The organism is Nocardioides sp. (assembly GCF_036503465.1).
Taxonomy (GTDB): Bacteria; Actinomycetota; Actinomycetes; order Propionibacteriales; family Nocardioidaceae; genus Nocardioides.
The window spans coordinates 64,161-83,173 of record NZ_DASXWU010000039.1; the positions used below are offsets into that span (position 1 = coordinate 64,161).

General features: G+C 72.1%; 18 protein-coding genes. 7 read left to right on the forward strand and 11 right to left on the reverse strand.

What is annotated here, in order from left to right; all coding sequences use genetic code 11:
- Window positions 1-136: 136 nt before the first annotated feature.
- Entirely contained in the window at window positions 137-571 is a 435-nt protein-coding gene (locus VGK78_RS06935) for a hypothetical protein (RefSeq protein ID WP_331526814.1), read from the forward strand.
- Window positions 572-585: 14 nt separating this feature from the next.
- A complete protein-coding gene (locus VGK78_RS06940) occupies window positions 586-966 on the forward strand; it encodes an ester cyclase (RefSeq protein ID WP_331526815.1) in 381 nt (126 codons plus the stop codon).
- Here VGK78_RS06940 and VGK78_RS06945 read toward each other — a convergent pair.
- The 3 genes from VGK78_RS06945 to VGK78_RS06955 form a co-directional block, all read right to left on the reverse strand.
- A complete protein-coding gene (locus VGK78_RS06945) occupies window positions 954-2,987 on the reverse strand; it encodes a Na+/H+ antiporter NhaA (RefSeq protein WP_331526816.1) in 2,034 nt (677 codons plus the stop codon). The two genes, VGK78_RS06940 and VGK78_RS06945, sit on opposite strands and share 13 nt — an antisense overlap.
- A gap of 74 nt (window positions 2,988-3,061) precedes the next feature.
- On the reverse strand, window positions 3,062-4,804 hold the full coding sequence (locus tag VGK78_RS06950; protein ID WP_331526817.1) for an MOSC and FAD-binding oxidoreductase domain-containing protein: 1,743 nt from the start codon (window positions 4,802-4,804) through the stop codon (window positions 3,062-3,064).
- A gap of 10 nt (window positions 4,805-4,814) precedes the next feature.
- Window positions 4,815-5,342, reverse strand: a complete 528-nt coding sequence (locus VGK78_RS06955; RefSeq protein WP_331526819.1) for a CGNR zinc finger domain-containing protein — start codon at window positions 5,340-5,342, stop codon at window positions 4,815-4,817.
- 87 nt (window positions 5,343-5,429) lie between these two features.
- Between VGK78_RS06955 and VGK78_RS06960 the strand changes: the two genes are divergently transcribed.
- Together VGK78_RS06960 and VGK78_RS06965 are read left to right on the forward strand one after the other, a co-directional pair.
- Window positions 5,430-5,897, forward strand: coding sequence for a VOC family protein (locus tag VGK78_RS06960; RefSeq protein WP_331526820.1), 468 nt, complete (start codon window positions 5,430-5,432; stop codon window positions 5,895-5,897).
- A gap of 46 nt (window positions 5,898-5,943) precedes the next feature.
- Window positions 5,944-6,831 carry a DUF427 domain-containing protein gene (locus VGK78_RS06965; RefSeq protein ID WP_331526821.1) on the forward strand — a complete coding sequence of 296 codons (888 nt, stop codon included), beginning with the start codon at window positions 5,944-5,946 and terminating at the stop codon, window positions 6,829-6,831.
- Here the strand turns inward: VGK78_RS06965 and VGK78_RS06970 are convergent.
- From VGK78_RS06970 to VGK78_RS06985, 4 genes are all read right to left on the reverse strand, one after another.
- Window positions 6,828-7,508, reverse strand: coding sequence for a TetR/AcrR family transcriptional regulator (locus VGK78_RS06970; protein ID WP_331526822.1), 681 nt, complete (start codon window positions 7,506-7,508; stop codon window positions 6,828-6,830). The genes VGK78_RS06965 and VGK78_RS06970 overlap by 4 nt on opposite strands.
- Window positions 7,509-7,553: 45 nt before the next feature.
- Window positions 7,554-9,800, reverse strand: coding sequence for an MMPL family transporter (locus tag VGK78_RS06975; protein WP_331526823.1), 2,247 nt, complete (start codon window positions 9,798-9,800; stop codon window positions 7,554-7,556).
- A 92-nt stretch (window positions 9,801-9,892) separates the two neighbouring features.
- Window positions 9,893-10,573, reverse strand: coding sequence for a response regulator transcription factor (locus VGK78_RS06980; protein WP_331526824.1), 681 nt, complete (start codon window positions 10,571-10,573; stop codon window positions 9,893-9,895).
- On the reverse strand, window positions 10,570-11,781 hold the full coding sequence (locus VGK78_RS06985) for a sensor histidine kinase (RefSeq protein WP_331526825.1): 1,212 nt from the start codon (window positions 11,779-11,781) through the stop codon (window positions 10,570-10,572). Before VGK78_RS06985 ends, VGK78_RS06980 begins: the two co-directional genes overlap by 4 nt.
- A 191-nt stretch (window positions 11,782-11,972) precedes the next feature.
- Between VGK78_RS06985 and VGK78_RS06990 the strand changes: the two genes are divergently transcribed.
- Window positions 11,973-14,207 carry an MMPL family transporter gene (locus VGK78_RS06990; RefSeq protein WP_331526826.1) on the forward strand — a complete coding sequence of 745 codons (2,235 nt, stop codon included), beginning with the start codon at window positions 11,973-11,975 and terminating at the stop codon, window positions 14,205-14,207.
- Window positions 14,208-14,251: 44 nt separating this feature from the next.
- Here VGK78_RS06990 and VGK78_RS06995 read toward each other — a convergent pair whose 3' ends face one another.
- Window positions 14,252-14,950, reverse strand: coding sequence for a response regulator transcription factor (locus tag VGK78_RS06995; RefSeq protein WP_331526827.1), 699 nt, complete (start codon window positions 14,948-14,950; stop codon window positions 14,252-14,254).
- On the reverse strand, window positions 14,947-16,146 hold the full coding sequence (locus tag VGK78_RS07000; protein WP_331526829.1) for a sensor histidine kinase: 1,200 nt from the start codon (window positions 16,144-16,146) through the stop codon (window positions 14,947-14,949). Before VGK78_RS07000 ends, VGK78_RS06995 begins: the two co-directional genes overlap by 4 nt.
- 203 nt (window positions 16,147-16,349) lie before the next feature.
- Here VGK78_RS07000 and VGK78_RS07005 point away from each other — a divergent pair, with 203 nt between their 5' ends.
- Window positions 16,350-16,850: a hypothetical protein gene (locus VGK78_RS07005; protein ID WP_331526830.1), complete on the forward strand. Its 501-nt coding sequence runs from the start codon at window positions 16,350-16,352 to the stop codon at window positions 16,848-16,850.
- Between the two features lie 139 nt (window positions 16,851-16,989).
- The gene (locus VGK78_RS07010; RefSeq protein ID WP_331526832.1) at window positions 16,990-18,039 is read left to right on the forward strand and encodes a YihY/virulence factor BrkB family protein; all 1,050 of its coding nucleotides are present in this window, start codon (window positions 16,990-16,992) and stop codon (window positions 18,037-18,039) included.
- On the opposite strand, the gene VGK78_RS07015 is transcribed toward VGK78_RS07010, so the two are convergent.
- The gene (locus VGK78_RS07015; RefSeq protein WP_331526834.1) at window positions 17,955-18,458 is read right to left on the reverse strand and encodes a hypothetical protein; all 504 of its coding nucleotides are present in this window, start codon (window positions 18,456-18,458) and stop codon (window positions 17,955-17,957) included. The two genes, VGK78_RS07010 and VGK78_RS07015, sit on opposite strands and share 85 nt — an antisense overlap.
- A 203-nt stretch (window positions 18,459-18,661) precedes the next feature.
- Window positions 18,662-18,925, reverse strand: a complete 264-nt coding sequence (locus VGK78_RS07020; protein WP_331526836.1) for a PspC domain-containing protein — start codon at window positions 18,923-18,925, stop codon at window positions 18,662-18,664.
- Between the last annotated feature and the right edge of the window lie 88 nt (window positions 18,926-19,013).

Sequence of the window (19,013 nt, forward strand, 5' to 3'; positions counted from 1 at the left end):
ACGGACGTCGACCGTGGTGCGCCTGACACCTGCTGTCGACTCGCGGTGATGGAGGGACGAGGACCTCACCGACCACGGAGGGGTCGGCCCGTGCCACCGGTGTCGCCCGGCGTACCGGATGCAGCAAGATGGCCCCATGCGGCTTGCGGCCCTGGCCACGTGGGTTCTCGCCGCGCTCATGGGTGGCTACCTCCTCGCCACCTGGATCGCCTATGGCGGCCTGCGTCGCCGCGTCAGTGAGCGCGAGTCGCGGTTCGCGCCCCAGCTCATCCTCGGGCACGGCGGGCTGGCCGCCACCGGGCTGGCCGTGTGGGTCGCCTACCTGTTCCTGGCGACCGAGGCCCTGGCCTGGGCCGCGCTCGGGGACCTCGTTCTGGTCGCGACGCTGGGCGCGACGATGTTCGGCCTCTGGCTGAAATCCGGACGCGGCCGGTCGGCCGGCCGTCATGTCTCCGGTCCGCGCCACGCCGCCGAGGACCACTTCCCGCCGCCGGCGGTGCTCGGCCACGGCCTGTTCGCCGTGGCGACAGTGGTGTTGGTCCTGGCGACCGCGTTGCAGACGATCCGGTGACCACGGTGGAGCAGATGGTCGGACGGTTCTACGACGACCTGTGGAACCGCTGGGACGACGAAGCCGTCGACGACGTGCTCGACGAGGACTTCCGCTTCCGCGGCTCGCTGGGCGTCGAGACGAGGGGTCGCGCCGAGTGGCGCGCCTACCGCGACACGATCCGCGCGGGCTCGTCCGACTTCCACAACGAACTGGTCACGCTGGTCGCCGACGGGGACCGGGCGGCGGCCCGGCTGCGCTACACCGGCACACACACCGGCCACCTGGCCGCCCTGCCACCGACCGGACGCCGCTTCGCCTATGCCGGTGCCGCCTTCTTCACCGCCGACCGAGGCCGGCTGACGTCCGCATGGGTCCTCGGCGATCTCGCGGCGCTGCGGGATCAGCTGGCCTGAGCGAGTTCCCCCTCGACTGCCAGGAGCCGGGTGCGGGCCTCGGCGATCGCTCCGGTGAGGGTCGCGATGTCAGGCGGACCGTCGTGCCGGCGGCCGTTGATGAAGAACGTCGGGGTGCCGGCGACGCCGCTGGCGTCAGCGGAGTCGATGTCACGGGCGACGCGGAGGGCGTGGCGGTGGGAGGTCAGATCGGTGCGGAACCGGCCGAGGTCGAGACCGAGCCGGCTCGCGTGCGACAGCAGGTCCTCGAGCTCGAAGGCACCCTGGTCGGCCAGCAGCGCATGGTGCATCGACCAGTACCGACCCTGGGCGCCCGCCGCCTCGGCCGCCTCGGCGGCGATCTCGGCGTGGGGGTGCACGTCGGTGAGGGGCAGGTGCCGCCAGACGTACCGGACGTCCGGGTTGGCGGCCAGGATCTCCTGGGAGGTGGGGGACGCCATGGCGGTCCACGGGCACTCGAAGTCGCCGTACTCGACGATCGTCACCAGCGGTGTCCGGGTGCCGAGCACGTGGTCGGTCCGGGGATCCACCGGCTCGACCAGGTCGATCGGGTCACGGTCGGAGCCGTGGACCGCGCGGGCGCGGAGCGGTTCGGGGAGGGCGGCGAGCAAGCGGAACGCCGCCGAGCTCAGCAGGCCGGCGGTGAAGGCGGCCGCCAGCAGCCCGATCTTGGCGTCCCGCAGGTCGGCGCCGGTGAAGGCGAGGTCCGCGACCAGCAGTGAGACGGTCAGCCCGATCCCGGCGGTGACGCCGCTGCCGGCCACGGCGCCGAGCCCGACCTGCGGGTGCAGCGATCCCCGGCTGGCCCGGCCGACCAGCCAGGAGCCGCCGGTCATCGCGAGCGGCTTGCCCACGACGTAGGCCAGGGCGATGCCCAGACCGATCGGCGAGCGCAGTGCGTGCGCGAGGCTCGCCGGCGTCAGCGGCACGCCCGCGTTCGCGAGCGCGAACAGCGGGACCACGACGCGGCTCGCCCACGGGTGGAACGCGTACTGGAGCCGGGTGTTCGCCGACAGCGAGGCGATCAGACCGGTGCGCGCGGCGCTCGCCAGCTCGGGCATCGGCCGCTCGCGGAACCGGCGTACCAGCGTGGTCGCCTCCTCCAGGGAGCCGCGGCTCGGCGTCTCGGCGGACGTCGCCAGCCCGATCAGCAGCCCGGCCACGACCGGGTCGACGCCCGCCGTCAGCAGCCCGCCCCAGATGACGATGCCGGAGACGGCGTACGCCGTGCGGCGCTGCTGGAACGGTAGGCGGCGGGTGGCGAGCAGTGTCGCGTACGCCGCCGCCGCGACCGCGAGCGGCGTGAGCTGCGGGGGGCGGCTGTACACCACGGCGATCACCAGCAGCGCCGCGATGTCGTCCACGACCAGCACGGTCAGCAGGAAGGTGCGGACCCGCGCCGGCATCGAGCGCCCGAGCACGGTCAACGCGCCCAGCGACAGCGCCGTGTCCGTCGACATCGCGGCACCCCAGCCCGACGCGCCGGCCGAGCCGTGCGTCACGGCCAGGTAGATGCCGACGGGCACCAGCATCCCGGCGACACCGAGCATCAGCGGCACTGCCGCCTTGCGCCGCTCGCGCAGCGCTCCCAGGTCGAACTCCCGGCGCGCCTCCAGGCCCACGACCAGGAAGAACGCGGTCATCAGCCCCTGGTTAACGACGTCGCGCGCCGTGACGGTGCCGACCCAGTCGCCCAGCCGCACCGCGATCGGGCCCTCCCAGAACCCGGCGTACCCCGCCGTGGCGACGCTCGCCCAGACCAGGGCCGCCACGACCGAGACCAGCACGAGTCCGGCGCTCGCGGTCTCGGTGCGCAGGAAGCGGCGCAGTGGGTTGCTCCGGTCGGCACCACGTGTGAGGCGGGTCATCGGGACCGGGCCGGGTTCCTCGGAGGATCCCGCCGGCCCGATCGGCACCGAGGGTCCGGTCGGTGGCAGAAGCTCGACCTGCTCGGTGAGCCCGTCCAGGAACGGCGCCGCGGGGGAGAGTGAGTAGGACCCGTGCATCTGACTAACCTCCATCAAGTCTGATGATGGTTAGTAGCGAACACCAGGCATGTATAACCTGTCAAGAGACATTGGATGGTTAGAATGCCTCAGAGGTCGAGGACGAGGTCCCGGACCGGGCGCGAGGAGCAGATCAGCACCTCGTCCGGGCTCGGCGGCTCGATCGGCGGCGTGGTGTACGCCGCCTCGCCGGCCAGCACCGAGGTCACGCAGGTGTGGCAGACGCCGGTGCGGCACGACCACTGCGTGGGTACGTCGCACGCCTCCGCCAGCTCGAGCACCGACGGGTAGTCGTCGGACCAACGGACGCTGAGACCGGAGCGGGCGAAGGTGACCTCGGGACCGGTGCCGGGCGGCCCCGGCGGCTGGTGTGGCGGTGGGGCGACCGCCCCGACGATGCCCGGGTTGATCGCAGACCGGGAGCCGAACCGCTCGGTGCGGATGCTGCTCGGGGCGACGCCGGCGGCGACGAGTGCCGCGGTCACGTCGTCCATGAACGGCTCGGGGCCACAGATGTACGCGCTGGCGTCGACCGGGAGGCCGAGCCCCGCGATGAGCTCTGAGGTGAGCCGTCCCGCCAGCACGCCGGACGGGAGCGGCTCGGCGCCGGCTGTGAAGTAGACCAGCGACCGCGCGGACGGCAGCGACGCGGCGAGGTCGGCTGCCTCGTCGCCGAAGACGTGGCTCGCGGCGTCGTGCGTCGTGTGGATCCACCAGACCTCGCGGGTGCTCCCGCTCTCGGCGAGCTCATGGAGCATCGCCAGCATCGGAGTGACCCCGATGCCCGCGGAGATCAGCAGCAGGGGGTTGGTGCGCCGGTCGAGGACGAAGTCGCCGCGAGGCGCCGCCACCTCGACCTGGTCACCCGGGCGCAGGTGCGTGTGCAGGTAGGGGCTGACCCGGCCCTGCGTCTCGCGCTTGACGCTGATCCGGTACGCCGGCTGGTCGGCGCCGCCGGACAGCGAGTAGGTGCGCACCGGGACGGGGTCGCCGGCGCCCGGGATGCGGAAAGTGAGGTACTGGCCGGGGACCGCACGGGGCACGGGCGCGCCGCCGTCGTCGGTGAGGTAGTACGACGAGACCGTCTCGCTCTCGTGCCTGACGTCACTGACCCGGAGCGTCCGGAAGCCGGCCCACGCCGGCGGCGGGGCGGTGAACACGCCGCCCGGTGACCGCACTTCCGAGTCGGGGTCGGCGTCGAGGATCGCGCGGAACGACGCCTGCCAGCCGGGGCTGAGCGCCGGGATGTCCGCGGCCAGCTCCACCCGCTCGCGATCCGGCTCGGGGAGGTAGAGCAGCGCGTCGATCTCGGACACGGACATCTCGTGCCGGCCGCGCGCGAGAGGGACGATCTCGTCGCCGGGCTCGACGTACCCCTCGGTGAGCACGCGCAGGTAGAAGCCCGGCCGGAGGTGGGCGACCAACAGGGAGGGCAGCTGTGGCTGACCCATCCGCATCCCGACCCGGAAGCAGGTGACCCGGGGCTGGGTGACCTCGAGCTCCGCCTCACCGATCCGGAACCGGTCGCCGACGCAGACCTCGTCGTCGCCCAGGCCGTCGACGGTGAAGTTCTCGCCGAACGCGCCGTGCTCGAGCCGGTCGAGGCCGAAGAACTCCTGCCAGTGCCGGTAGGAGTCGAGCTGGTACACCAGCACGGCCCGCTGCTCGCCCCCGTGCCCGTTCAGGTCGCCCTGGCCGTCACCGTCGATGTTGAGGCGGCGCACCATCCGTCGGCCGGTGACCGGGCTCTTCCAGACGCCGGTGTGCACGGTGCGGCCGCGCCAGGTCACGTCCTTCGGCATCCCGACGTTGACCGACACCAGGGTCGCCATGGCGTGCCGGTCAGTCCTGCAGCTCGCGGCGGCGCTGGTAGTGCCGCCGGGCCTTCATCCGGTTGCCGCACACGGCCATCGAGCACCACCGCGCGGTGTTCGCCTTGCTGCGATCGAGCAGGAAGAGCGAGCACTCGTCGTTCGCGCACGGACGCAGACGCCCGGGCGCGGTCTGCCGGAGTCGGTCCCACGCGAGGATCGCGCGTACGGCGAGGGCCTCGTCGGCCGCCACGTCCAGCGTCCAGGCCAGACCGTCGTCGGTGGCGACGGGCCGGTAGTGGACCTTCTCGGTGAACGGCGCCAAGGACGACGGCGACTCCAGGTCGCGTACGACTCCTTGCAGCACGTCGCGTGCCGCGCGCACCCGGGCGAGCTCGGCCGGCGTACCCCGCCCTCCATGGGCCATCTGCCAGGCCCGCGAGGCCGCCCGGTCGTCCAAGGCGTCGGTGGGTACGCCGTCGGCCCTCGGCGTGCTGTTGAGCAGGTCCAGCAACAGCTGGTCGTCGGCGACCTCGTCGGTCGTCGCCAGAACTGACATGTAACCTCCAAAGTTCTCTTGACAGGTTATAGCACAGATGCCTAGGTTGCATCTAACCAGGTACATCGATTGTGAAGGTTAGGCATCATGAGGGACAGCGAATCCGCAGTGGAGCAGACCCCGTCCTACGCGATCGAGGTCGTCACGGTTCCCGTGAACGACGTGGACCGGGCGACGGCGTACTACCGCGACGTGCTCGGATTCGGCCTCGATGTCGACTACGCGCCGACGCCGGACTTCCGTGTCGTCCAGCTGACGCCGGCGGGGTCGGCGACCTCGATCCAGCTCGGCGTGGGGCTCACCGGCGCGACGCCGAGGAGCCTCCAGGGGCTGTACCTCGTCGTCACCGATCTGGCGGAGACCCACCGCCGACTCACCGAGCACGGCGCGGCGGTGGGCCCGATCCGGCACAAGGCGGGCCTGCCCGACTGGCGAGGCGACTTCGCGCCGGGGCTCGACCCGGAGCGGCGGGACTACGCGAGCTTCGCAGACCTCGCCGACCCCGACGGCAACGGGTGGGTCCTGCAGGAGCGCGGCCACCACGCAGTCGAGTGAGAAACACCCGACACCGCCAGGCATCAACGAAGGAAAGGACACCGAGATGGGACTGTCATGGCAGCAAGGACCGTTGGGACGGGGGCCGGTCGGCCGGTTCCTCACTCCCGAACCCCTCCCCGAGCGACTGCTCTACGCCGAGCCACTACGCCGGCGGATGCGGGTGCGGTTCGGGGGTGAGTGGATCGCGGACAGCGAGGACGTCTGGCTCCTGCACGAGCCGGGCCGCTACCCGGTCGCGTACTTCCCGGTCACCGACGTCGAGCCGGGCGTGCTCCGGGCCGAGGATCGCGTGACGCAGCACGCCGAGCTGGGCGAGACCGCGTGGTTCACCGTCGCGGCCGGTGGCGAGAGCACGGCGCGCGCCGCATGGCAGTACGCCGCGCCGCCGGCGTACGCAGACGTGCTGGCCGGCCGCGTCGCCTTCGCCTGGCGCGCGATGGAGGCGTTCTACGAGGAGGACGAACGGATCGTCGGGCACGCCGCCGATCCCTACCACCGCATCGACATCCGGCAGACCTCGCGCCACCTGGTGGTCCGCGACGGTGAACAGGTGGTCGCCGACTCGACGCGGCCGCTGGTCCTCTACGAGTCGGGGTTCGCCCCGCGCTGGTACGTGCCTCGTGAGGACGTCGACGAGACCGCGCTGACGCCGGTCGAGGGGCAGACGTTCTGCCCCTACAAGGGTCTTGCCGGCTACTACGACATCGGCGAGCACCGCGGGGCGGCCTGGTCCTACGTGGACGCCTGGCCCGAGGTCGGCCGCGTCTCGGGGATGGTCTCGTTCGAGGCGGACGAGGTCGAGGTCTACCTCGACGGCGTCCGGCAGCACCTCGCGCCCGGGCAGACCGTCGTTCCGCACGGCGTCGACCGCGGCCTGGATCCCGACGAGCTCCTGGCGACCGCCGCGACCCGGTCTCGCCCGGGTCCCTAGGGGCGTTGGCGGGCCAGCCAGTCGGACACCGTGCCGGGGTCCGGGTCGGCGCCGACGAGGGAGCGGGCGGCCTGGCCGAGGGCCGCGGCGCACAAGGTGCGGTCGGCGAACTCCTCGGCCTCGCCGAACGGGAGGTACGGCTTCGCGATCATCAGCGCAGCGACGCCGTGGGCCACCGCCCACATCTCGAAGGTGATGCCCAGGGGGTCGCCCGCGAAGATGCCGGCGGCGATGCACTCCTCCACGGTCGCCTGCATGTGCGAGAACGCCGACGAGTGCAGCACCTCGTCGACCTCGATGTTGGGCTTGGGGCAGGGCTCGAGCACGGCCAGCCGGTAGTGCTCGGGATGGTCGAGGGCGAAACGGACGTAGGCCAGCCCGAAGGCCCGCAGCCGGCCCAGCGGGGTCGTCTCGTGGGCGGCCGCCGCGATCATCGCGTCGTCGAGCTCGCGGAAGACGTCGGCGACGACGGCCGCCAGCAGCTCCTGCTTGTCCGCGAAGTGCAGGTAGATGGACGGCGTGGTGACGCCCACTGCCTCCGCGACCGCCCGGATCGGTACGTCGTCGGCCCGGTCGGCCTCGGCGAGCAGTCGCTTGGCGGCGACCACGATCTCCTCGCGCAGCTGGTCGCCGGACCCGCGCTTGGACCTGGTACGTCGTACCGCGGGTGCGCTCACGCGGACATTCTCCTCCTCGTGTGTGCGAGCCTCGTGTGCAGGAGCTCAGTGTGCCCCGGTCGGCTCCGGTTCCCGAGCCGCCGCGGGCTCCTCGGAGAGGCCGAACCGCCGATGGAGCCGGGCCAGCGGCCGCGGCGACCACCAGTTCCAGGAGCCGGCCAGGCGCATGAACGCCGGCACGAGGGTGCCGCGGACGACGGTGGCGTCCATCAGTACCGCCAGCGTCAGGCCGGTGCCGAACATCATCATGAACGAGATGCCCGAAGTCGCGATCGCCGCGAACACGATGGCCATCAGCACCGCGGCGGCGGTGACGATCCGGCCGGTGCGCCCGAGGCCGACCGCGACGGCCTGCCGGTTGTCCGCCGAGGTCCGCCCGGAGTCCAGCCACGCCTCACGGATGCGCGACAGCAGGAACACCTCGTAGTCCATGGAGAGCCCGAAGGCCACGCAGAACATCAGCAGGGGCATGGTCGGCACCAGGTAGCCGGTCGTGGTGAGCTCGGGGTAGAGCCCGCCGAGGTGTCCGTCCTGGAAGATCCACACCATGGCGCCGAAGGTCGCCGAGAGCGACAGCGTGTTGAGCACGAGCGCCTTCAGCGGCAGCACGACGCTCCCGGTGAAGAGGAACAGCACTGTGAAGAGGGCGATCGCTATCCACGCGAGCGCATAGGGCAGCGCGCCGGCGAGCGCCTGCAGGCTGTCGCGGTTGTCAGCGGTCTCACCGCCGACCAGCGTCGGCCAGGGGGCGGGAGTCGCCTCGACGCCGGTCAGCAGGTCCTTGGCCGCCGGGGACTGCGGGTCGGTGCTGGTGTGGACGGAGAGGTACGTCGTGTCCCCGCGGCTCATCGACGAGTCGGGTGGAGACACGCGGTCGCCGTCGGTGTAGGTGCCCGCGGCCGAGCTCACCGCGGTGACGCCGTCCAGACGGGAGAGGTCGGCGGCGTACCCGCTGACGGCGCCGGCCCGGTCGCCGGTGTCGGGGGCGACGACGAAGATCGTCGAGGAGGCGTTCGAGCCGAACCTGGTGCGCAGGTCGTCGCCGACCTGGTGTGCCTGGGCGGAGGTCGGTAGGACCCGGTCGTCGGGGTAGGCGAAGTGCGCCCGCGTGAACGGCAGGCCGAGCAGGACGAGGGCCGCGGTGACCAGGAGGCCCACCGGTACCGCGCGGTGCATGACGGCGTGGGCGAACCGGTACCAGAAGGTCTGCTCGAGTGGCTTGACGGCGGGCGGAGGACGGCGCAGCAGGCGCCGGATCCCGAATCGCAGGTCGAGCGCGTCCACCCGCGACCCGAGCAGCGTGAGCAGCGCCGGCAGCAGGACCAGCGCGGCGACGGTGGCCAGCCCGACGACGGCCAGCCCGGCGTACGCGAAGGAGCGCAGGAAGTACACCGGGAAGACGAGCATCGCGGCCAGCGACAGTCCGACGGTGAGCGCCGAGAACAGGACGGTGCGGCCCGCGGTCTGCATGGTGCGGCGTACCGCCACGTCGGAGGGCGCGCCCTTACGGGTCTCCTCGCGGTAGCGGCTGACGACGAAGAGGCTGTAGTCGATGGCCAGGGCCAGACCCATGGCGGTGGTCATGTTGAGGGCGTAGACCGACACGTCGGTGACGCCGGCCAGGCCCCGCAGAATTGCCATCGTGCCGACGATCGCGCTCAGTCCCACGGCCAGCGGCAGGAGTGCCGCCACCACGCTGCCGAACACCCAGATCAGCACCACCACGGTGATCGGGATCGCGATCGCCTCGGCGACGGCGAGGTCGCGCTTGGTCTGGTCGTTGACCTGCTGGTAGGCGTTGCCGATGCCGCCGCCGAGCACGGTGACGCCGTCGTGCGTGCCGGCCAGCGGCTCGGTGAGCGCCGCCGCGCGCTCCGGCGCCTGGCTGTCATCGCCCGCGATCCGCGCCACGACGAGCCCGGACCTGCCGTCGGTGCTGCGGAGCGCCCCCGCCTGGCTCTTGGGCTCGGTCCAGTAGGACCGGACCTGGCTGGCGTACGGCGACGCGTGGACCGCGCGGACGACGGCCATCCCCTGTGCGCGAGCGGTCGCGTCCTCGACGCCGGACGGGGAGGTGACCTCGATGATCAGGTTGGCGTCGCCGGCCCGGAAGTCGTGCTGCAGGAGGTCCTCGGCCTTGGTCGACGCGGCACCCGGGTCGCGGAACCCGCCAGACGACAGATGATCGGCCGCCGAGCTGCCGAACACGGCGCCGAGGACGAACAGGAGACCGGCGACCGCGAGGACGCGTCGTGGGGCGGCGATGCCGAGGTCGGCGAGTCGAGTGAGCACGGGTCCTCCCGTTGGCGTGGGCGAGAGCTTAACTTAGCGACGCTAAGTTAGCGCTGTCAACCTAGCTCCGCACACCTCGATCCGGCTCGTCCTCAGGGAGCGACCAGCCCCGTCTGGTAGGCCACCACCACGAGCTGGGCCCGGTCGCGGGCCCCGAGCTTGCCCATCGCATGGCTGACGTGGGTGCGGGCCGTCGCCGGGCTGAGGAAGAGCGCGGCGCCGATCTCGTCGTTGCTCATCCCCTGCCCGACCAGGCCGACGACCTCCCGCTCACGATCGGTCAGCACCGACAGCCGCTCCCGCGCGGCCCGGTCGGCGGTGCGCTGCGTCGTGAACTGGGCGATCAGGCGGCGGGTGATCCGAGGCGCCAGCAGGGACTCACCCGCGGCGACCACCCGGATGCCGTGCAGCAGCTCGGCCGGGCCGGCGTCCTTGAGCAGGAAGCCGCTGGCGCCGGCCTCGAGCCCCTCGAAGACGTAGGAGTCCGTGTCGTAGGTGGTCAGGATCAGGATGTGCACGTGCTGCAGTCCCGGTGTCGCGGCGATCTCCCGGGTGGCCGCGATGCCGTCCATGGTCGGCATCCGGATGTCCATCAGGACGACGTCGGGTCGGGTGGCCCGCGCCTGCTCGACCCCCTGCCCACCGTGGGCGGCCTCGCCGACGACCTCGACGTCGTCCTCCGCCTCCAGCAGCGACCGGAAGCCCGACCGCACCAGGACCTCGTCGTCGACGAGCAGGACCTTGATCGGTACGCCGTCGCACGACCCGGTCACAGGGCCGTCCCGCCCACCGGCGCGAGGGGCAGGCGAGCCGTCACCGCGAAGCCGCCGCCGTCGGTCGGCCGCGCGTCGAGCTGGCCGCCGAGGAGCCGGCACCGCTCGCGCATGCCGGCGATCCCGCGTCCGGGGTCGGCCGGTGACGACGTAACGCCGCGACCCATGCCGCTGCACTCGTTGGTGACGTGCAGCCGCAGGGAGTCGACGCCGTAGTCGAGGCCGACCGTCACCCGGGTCGGGCCCGCGTGGCGGATGACGTTCGTCAGCGACTCCTGGAGGATCCGGTACGCCGCGCTGTCCACGGCGCTGGGCAGCGTCGCCGTCGGCGCGGCGGTCTCGAGGACGATGTCGAGCCCTGCCTCACGCGAGCTCGCGACCAGCTCGTCGAGCTGCCCCAGGCTCGGGTGCGGAGCGATCGCGTCCTCGGATTCGCGGAGCACGCCGAGGATGGACCGCATCTCGCGCAGCGCATGGGAGCTGGTCTCCTCGATCGTCCGGAGCGCCGCTCGGGTCCCTTCAGGACGCTTGTCCAGCAGGTGCGCGGTGACTCCGGACTGGACGTTGATGACGGCGATGGCGTGCGCGACCGTGTCGTGCACCTCGCGCGCGATCCTGAGCCGCTCCGCGTCGACACGGGCCCGTGCCTCCTCCTCGCGGGTCCGTTCGGCCAGCTCGGCTCGCTCCAGCGCGTCGGCGGCGATGACACGCCGGCTGCGCACCGACTCGCCGAGCGCCGCGCTCATCACCGATGCACCGATCCGGAAGAACACCCAGCCGATGGCCGCGCGCGGCTCGATGTCGGTCGCGGAGGCCAGCCAGGCGACGGTCAGCACCGTGATGCCGACGCCGGCGATCAGCACCGAGCGCCGCCCGTCGCCGTACGCCGTGAGGGTGTAGAGGGCGACGAAGAGCGCCAGCCAGCCGGGCCCGTCCGGGTAGTCCAGGACGTAGTAGGTGAGGCTGGCGGCTGCCGCGATCGCGAAGACCGTGACCGGGAACCGGCGCCGGACCGCGATGGCCACGCCGCTGACGATCAGCAGGACGTAGCCGAGGTGCCCGAGGTCCGCGAGCGGCCGCAGCACAGCCGTGGGCTCGCCCGTCGCCCGCGAGACGGTGCCCTGCACCTGCATGACCGTGATGAAGAGCGCGAGGAGCACGTCGAGCGCGACCGCGGGCACCTGTGACCACCGTGCGCGGGCTTTCATGACGAGATCATAGGTTCGCGCCGCGTCCCCCCGACTCCGTCGACGGGCGTAGCGGCCTACGTCGAGGAGCGCGGTCGGCCGCGGGATCGCCGCGCCGGACGTCGTACGACGTGACGCCGCCCGGCCGAGGCCCCGACCCGGTCGTCGACCCCACCATCGGACGGGTCAGCTCATCGACGAAAGGGGCCGCCATGTCCGAGACCTTCCTGACCGACGACCGCGCCACCGGCGCCGGGCCGATCCCGCCGGGCCCGTTGGGGCGCCTGGCCGGGCTCTCCTTCCGACGCCGTGGGGTGGTGCTGCTGGCGTGGCTCCTCGGTCTTGGTCTCGCGATCGGGCTGTCCGCCGCGTTCGGCGGGGAGAAGGTCAATGGCGCAACACTGCCCGGCTCGGACTCGGAGCGGGCACAGACCTTGCTGGACAGTCGCTTCCCGGCGCAGGCCGGGGACCGCATCGACGTGGTGGTGCACGCCGCGGACGTGCGCGACGGCGACGTACGCGCGAGGGTCGACGGGCTGCTGAGGGAGATCCGGGGGCTTCCCCACGTCGCCGAGGTGGCGGACCCGTACGCCGCGGGGTCGGCGATCTCACCCGACCACCGGACGCTGGTGGCGCGGGCCTACCTCGACGTCGCCAACCCCAACGACATGCCGGTCGCGGACACCCAGCGGTTGCTGGATGCGGCCGACGCGTCCGACGGCGACGGTCTGGAGGTCGCGTTGACCGGCCAGGCCGTGAAGCTCGCCGAGGAGCCGCGCACCGGGACCGCCGAGATGCTGGGGCTGCTCGCGGCCGCGGTGATCCTGCTGTTCACGTTCGGCTCGGTGGTGGCCGCGGGGCTGCCCCTGGCCGTCGCGATCGGCGGGCTGATGGTGAGCTCGAGCCTGGTCGGACTGATGGCGGCCGTGGTGGACGTGCCCACCTTCGCGCCACTGATCGGCGCGATGCTCGGCATCGCGGTCGCCATCGACTACGCGCTGCTGATGGTGACCCGGTTCCGTGAGTGGCGCGCCGTGGGACTCGATCCCGAGACCGCGACCGTGGCCACCCTCGACACCGCCGGCCGTGCCGTCCTCGTCGCGGGAGGAACGGTGATCGTGAGCATGGCGGGACTGTTCGCGATGGGCTTGTCGATCATGGACGGCACGGCGGTCGTCACGATGGTGGCCGTGCTGGTCGTGCTGCTGGCCGCGCTCACGCTCTTCCCCGCGCTGCTCGGGTACGCCGGCAGCCGGATCGACCGGTTGCGGCTGCCGCTGCGACGCCGTACCACCGCGGCCGTGTCGCCCGACGGCCACCTGGTGCCGCCGGCCGCATGGGTGCGTTGGAGCCGGTTCGTGGAGCGCCGCAGCGCCTTCGCCGCGGTCGGAGCCGTGATCGTGCTGGTCGCGCTCGCCGTGCCGTTCCTCGGCGTCCGGTTCGCGATCCCGGACGCCGGCAACGACCCGGCGGACTCCTCCAACCGGAGGGGCTACGACATGCTGGCCGAGGGCTTCGGGCCGGGCGCCGGCGGACCGCTGCTGGTGGTCGCGGACCTCGGCCGGTCGGACGGTGCCGGCGCCCTCGCGCGACTCGACTCCGACCTCGAGCGGACACCCGGCGTCGCCACGGTCTCGCCGCCACAGGTGAACCCGGCCGGGGACACCGCGCTGATCACGGTCGTCCCCACCACGTCGTCGCAGGACGATGCGACGGTGGACCTGGTGCGCTCGGTCCGCGACGACGTGATCCCGGAGGCGCTCGCCGGCACGGGCGTGGAGGCGCACGTCGGCGGACGGACCGCCACGACGATCGACCTCAACTCCTCCATCGTCGATCGGCTGCCCTACCTCATCGGCGGGGTCGTCCTGGTGTCGATGCTGCTGCTGCTCGTGGCGTTCCGGAGCGTGGTGATCGCACTCACCGCCGCGCTGATGAACCTGCTCTCCGTCGGGGCGGCGTACGGCGTCCTGGCGCTCTTCCTCGAGGGCGGCTGGGCCGGACAGCTGATCGGCATCGACGCGCCCGCGCCGATGGCCGGCTACGTGCCGGTGATCATGTTCGCCCTGCTGTTCGGGCTCTCGATGGACTACGAGGTGTTCCTGATCAGCCGGATGAGCGAGACCTGGGTGCGCACCCGCGACAACGACCGCGCCATCCTCTCCGGACTGGCCGGGACCGGCCGGGTGATCACCGCCGCTGCGGCTATCATGATCGTGGTCTTCGCATCTTTGATCGCCCTCCCCGACGTGACGTTCAAGTCGTTCGGGGTCGGTATGGTCGCGGCGATCCTGGTGGACGCCACCCTCGTCCGGATGCTGTTGGTGCCCGCCGTGATGCGGCTCCTCGGCCGCCGCAACTGGTGGCTGCCAGGTCCGCTTGACCGGTGGATCCCGCACCTGCACGTGGAAGGACGCTCCGAGGCGTTCCTGCCGGCCACTCCCTAGCCCCGACCTGCTGCCTCCCCGACGTCCTGATGTCGCGGGTGGTCTCAAGCCCCCTGTGGGTCGTTGACGCCCGGCGTGACCAGGCCGGCCTCGTAGGCGGCGACGACCAGCTGGACCCGGTCGCGGCAGCCGAGCTTGGTGAGCAGGCTGCTGACGTGGGACTTGACCGTGGCCTCGCCGATGAACAGCTGGGCGGAGAGCTCGCTGTTGCTGAGCCCGCGGGCGACGCCGACCAGCACCTCCCGCTCACGGTCGGAGATGGGAGGCAGCTCGCGCAGTCCGGTGCGAGAGGCGCGGCCGGCGAACTCGGCGATCAGGCGACGCGTGATCGAGGGAGCGATCAGCGCGTCACCACGGGCGACCACCCGGATGGCCGCGGTGAGCTCGTCGGGCGGGCAGTCCTTGAGCAGGAAGCCACTGGCGCCGGCGTCCAGCGCCGCGAACACGTACTCGTCGAGGTCGTACGTCGTCAGCACGAGCACCGCCGTGCCGGGGAACCGACGGCTGATCTGGCGGGTCGCCTCGATCCCGTCGAGCACGGGCATCCGGATGTCCATCAGGACGACGCTCGGCCGCAGCCGCTCGACGAGGACGAGTGCCTCCTGCCCGTCGGCGGCGTCGCCGACCACGGTCAGGCCGTCCTCGCCATCGAGGAGCTTGCGGAAGCCGGCGCGCAGCAGGAGCTGGTCGTCGGCGATCACGACGCTGAGATCGACACCGGGATCGGGGTCCTCGGTGTTCATCCGACCGCCACCGCCGCGACCGGGAGCCGGGCGTGCACGCTCCAGCCGCCACCACTCGCCGTACCCGTGCTGATGGTGCCTCCGAAGACGGCGACCCGCTCCCGCATCCCGATCAGGCCGTGGCCCGCACCGGCGGTGGAGAGCCCACCCCGTTTGCCGGACCTGCCGTCGTCGCTCACCTCCAGCTCGAGGTGGTTGCGCTGGAACCCGATGCCGACGCGCACGTGAGTGGCGTCGGCGTGCTTGAGCACGTTGGTCAGCGCCTCCTGCACGATGCGGTACGCCGTGAGGTCCAGGCCCGGCGGCAGCTCCTGGTTGTCACCGGAGACGTCGACGTTGACCTGGAGGCCCGCCTCCCGCACCGACGTCAGCAGGTCGTCGAGCTGGGCCAGTCCCGGTTGTGGGGCCAGGGCCACGGCGTCGTCGGTGCGCCGGAGCAGCCCGAGCAGGCGGCGTAGGTCCACCAACGCCTCCCGGCCGGTGCGCTCGATCGCGCCGAGGACCGCGTCGACGGAGGTCGCGTCGAGCTCCGGCTCGTGCAGGGATCGGCGTTCCGCCGCCGCCTGCACCACGATCACCGAGAGCCCGTGGGCGACCACGTCGTGCAGCTCGCGAGCGATCCGGGCCCGCTCGTCCTCGATCGCCCGGGCCGTCTGCCGCTCCTGCTCGGCGGCCAGGATTCGATGGGCCGCCCAGGCCTGCTGGGCCTGCTCGGTGCGGCGACTGATCAGGTAGCCGACCGCGAAACCGACGGCCAGCCAGACCGCGATCGGCGCGACGTCCCCGGCCCGGCCGCCGACCAGACCGACGAGCAGCCCGAGGAGGAACCACACGGCGACCACGCCGGCGCCGATGGCGAGCCGGCGCCGGCCCTTGACCGATCCCAGGCAGTAGGCGGCGCCGACCAGGAGCAGGAACCCCTCGAACGGGCCCTGGCTCTGGTCGGGCCACAGCGCGCTCCACCACGTCGACACCACGATGACGACACACGGCGCCAGGAGCGGCGCCCGGCGCCGGAGGCCGAGCGCCGCCACCGCGACCACCAGGAAGGCGAGGTGGCGGACCGGCGGGCCTGGGTAGGCCGTGGAGTGCGGTGACGAGGACAGGTTGACGATGCCGATCCCCAGGATCGTGAGCGGCGCCACCCAGTCCAGCGCGATGCGGCGCAGCCGGAGGGCGAGGTCACGTCGGTCCATGGCGGCACGGTAGCCCCGGGCCGGATCGCTCCGCGTCCTCCTGGGGACGGGTCGTCGTTCCGCCTCGCGCCGGATCGGCGGCGTCGTCGAATCCGTCTCCCGCCGCACGGATCTCGACCCTGGACCGAGGCGCGCGACCGGCCGTCGTTCCTAGGTTCTCCGGCAGCCGCGACGGTCGCGGCGCACACGAAGGGGTAACCGTCATGAGCACGATCCGCAATCTCATCACCGGTGTCACCGTCGTCGCCGCGGGCGCTGGAGCGACGGCCGTCCTGGTCTCGACCGGTACGGCGTCCGCCGGCACGGTGGCGTCGTCCGCACGGTCGTCGGCCACGTCGTTCACGGTCCGGGTCCACCGCGGCGCCGGCACCGACATCGACCTCGGTAGGAGTGGCTTCAGCGCCGGGGACGAGGACCTGGTCGTCGCCCCGCTCACCCGGGGCGGGCACCACGTCGGTCGCCTGGTCGGCAACTGCACGACCGTGCGCGTCGCGACGACCGCCGACCAGCTGTGCGAGTTCGTCCTCCACCTGGGGCGGGGCCAGATCACCGCGTCCGGCGCCCTGCGTGCGGGACGGTCCGGCCCCGGCACGTTCGCGCTGCCGATCCTGGGCGGCACCGGTCGGTACCTGGGCGCCGGCGGTCAGATCGCCGTGAGCTCGTCCAGCGGCGGGTCGTTCCCGATCCAGGTCTCGCTCAGCTGATCGAGGGCTGAGCCCTCGGCGACCTCCCCGTCGGCCCCGCAGGTCCGGCCGCGGGGAGGTCGGGCGTCTCCGGTCGGCGGCGTGCCGAGCGTGGAGGAAAGGCGTCCGGGGTACGTTCCGAAGGACGGAACGGGGACCGATGACCACCAAGCCGCAGGTGCCGCCCCTCCGGGAGGGTGCGTCCGAGCGCGGGCGCAGGTCGGTCTCCGAGGTCGTCGACCGGGTGGACTCCTTCCAGCGACGGCGTCCGGTCGTCGGGATCCCGATCGCGATCGTCTACAAGTTCTTCGACGACCAGGGCGGCTACCTCGCGGCCGTGGTGACCCACTACGCGTTCGTCGCGATCCTGCCGCTGCTGCTGATCGCCTCGTCGGTGCTGGGCTTCGTGCTGCAGGGTCATCCCGACCTCCAGCAGCAGATCCTGACCTCCGCGCTGGCGCAGTTCCCGATCGTGGGCAGCCAGATCGGACAGCCCGGCGGGCTCCAGGGCAGCGGGTGGGCGGTGGCGATCGGCGCCGTGGCGTCGACGTACGGCGCGATCGGTCTCGGGCAGGCCGCGCAGAACGCCGTCAGCGTCGTGTGGGCGATCCCCCGCAACAGTCGACTGAACCCCGTGGTGAGCAGGCTCCGGAGCCTGGTCTGGCTCGTGCTGGCCGGGCTCGCCCTGATGTTCATCGCCGTGCTCAGCAGCGTCACCAGCCATGTCGAGATCCTGGGCGCCGACGCGAGCGCCGGCCTGCAGTGGCTGGTCGTGGCCGCCACCGTCGTGGTCGATGCGGCGGTCCTCGCCCTGATGATGCGGCTGTCGACACCGCAGAAGGACCGCCTCCCCGACGTGCTCCCGGGCGCGGTCGTGATCGCCGTGCTGTGGCAGGTCCTGCAGCTGGTCGGCGGCGTGTACGTCTCCCACGTGATCGCGAACGCCGGCGACATGAACGGCGTGTTCGCGGTCGTCCTCGGACTGGTGGCGCTGCTCTACATCGCCAGCGTGATGGCGATGCTCGGCCTGGAGACGAACGTCGTCCTCGGCAAGCACCTGTATCCGCGGGCGCTGCTGACACCGTTCACGGACTCCGTACAGCTCACCGACGCCGACCGGAAGGTCTACCGGGAGTACGCGAAAGCCCAGCGGCACAAGGGGTTCGAGCGGATCCAGGTCACCTTCGAGGACCCGCCCGACCCGGAGTGAACACCGTCGGCGACGCTCACGAGAACGTCCAGCCCTGCGTCCGAGCTCGTCGCGTCGTCGCGCAGATTGAGCAGGAACTGGGACTGACCTCCGACGAACCCGTTGGACTGCAGGCGGAAGCTCAGCTTGCTGTCGGGCGTGCGCTGGATGACGTGGGTGCTCCTGCTGTCGGGGCCGCGGCTGAAGGCGATGTCGTCCGCGGTCACGACGAACGTCGCCCGGTCACGCTGCAGGAGGTGGAAGGCGAGCCAGACGTCCAGCACCGCCCCCCGGCACAGACCCACATGACGACCGGACTCGGACCGGGAGAGGCTGACGACGATCGCGACCAGCACGATGCCGCCCAGGATCGGCAGACCCAGCACGTCCGCCGACGATTGCTCGATCTCGGTGCGGCCCGGCGTCACGGACATCTTCACGGCCCACCCACCCTTCCCGGGCCAGTGCACGGTAGTCGTCCCGCGGCCGGTGTGTCGTCCGCCCAGCGGCTGGTCCCGAACCCATGCGAGTTCGTCGGCATGACACGCGCGGCCTGCGGGAGCCCGGCACCGGGGAGCCTCCGAACCCGCGTGAGTCTCGCGATGAAGAGTCCAAGGCCGCCGCGATACGGCGGCCCCTTCTCTCAGGCCGTGGGCGTCGGCCTGGGTGCCGGGTGGTGGACGGATGCGTCGACGGTCTCCTCGGACGGCATCAGGATCCACAGGACCGGGTAGACCAGGAACTGGCTGCCCGGGATCACCAGGAGCAGCAGCACGAAGAGGACGCGGGCGGTCCAGGGCTCGAGGCCGAACCGGCGACCGAGACCGGCAGCCACGCCGCCGAGGACTCGTCGGTCGCGCGTCCGGACGAGTCCGTGTCGGGCGAAGGTCTGGCGGATGTCGTTCACGATGAAGCCTTTCACGCAGGGCGTTTCCCTGCTGCCTCCACTCTGCGTCGTACGACGGGACCGCCACATCCGGTGGCCCCCTGAGCCG

Excerpts from the sequence above, each read along its gene's own strand:
- VGK78_RS06935 (WP_331526814.1), top strand. The coding sequence starts at position 137 with ATGCGGCTTGCGGCCCTGGCCACGTGGGTTCTCGCCGCGCTCATGGGT.
- VGK78_RS06940 (WP_331526815.1), top strand. The coding sequence starts at position 586 with ATGGTCGGACGGTTCTACGACGACCTGTGGAACCGCTGGGACGACGAA.
- VGK78_RS06945 (WP_331526816.1), bottom strand. The coding sequence starts at position 2,987 with ATGGAGGTTAGTCAGATGCACGGGTCCTACTCACTCTCCCCCGCGGCG.
- VGK78_RS06950 (WP_331526817.1), bottom strand. The coding sequence starts at position 4,804 with ATGGCGACCCTGGTGTCGGTCAACGTCGGGATGCCGAAGGACGTGACC.
- VGK78_RS06955 (WP_331526819.1), bottom strand. The coding sequence starts at position 5,342 with ATGTCAGTTCTGGCGACGACCGACGAGGTCGCCGACGACCAGCTGTTG.
- VGK78_RS06960 (WP_331526820.1), top strand. The coding sequence starts at position 5,430 with ATGAGGGACAGCGAATCCGCAGTGGAGCAGACCCCGTCCTACGCGATC.
- VGK78_RS06965 (WP_331526821.1), top strand. The coding sequence starts at position 5,944 with ATGGGACTGTCATGGCAGCAAGGACCGTTGGGACGGGGGCCGGTCGGC.
- VGK78_RS06985 (WP_331526825.1), bottom strand. The coding sequence starts at position 11,781 with ATGAAAGCCCGCGCACGGTGGTCACAGGTGCCCGCGGTCGCGCTCGAC.
- VGK78_RS06990 (WP_331526826.1), top strand. The coding sequence starts at position 11,973 with ATGTCCGAGACCTTCCTGACCGACGACCGCGCCACCGGCGCCGGGCCG.
- VGK78_RS06995 (WP_331526827.1), bottom strand. The coding sequence starts at position 14,950 with ATGAACACCGAGGACCCCGATCCCGGTGTCGATCTCAGCGTCGTGATC.
- VGK78_RS07000 (WP_331526829.1), bottom strand. The coding sequence starts at position 16,146 with ATGGACCGACGTGACCTCGCCCTCCGGCTGCGCCGCATCGCGCTGGAC.
- VGK78_RS07005 (WP_331526830.1), top strand. The coding sequence starts at position 16,350 with ATGAGCACGATCCGCAATCTCATCACCGGTGTCACCGTCGTCGCCGCG.
- VGK78_RS07010 (WP_331526832.1), top strand. The coding sequence starts at position 16,990 with ATGACCACCAAGCCGCAGGTGCCGCCCCTCCGGGAGGGTGCGTCCGAG.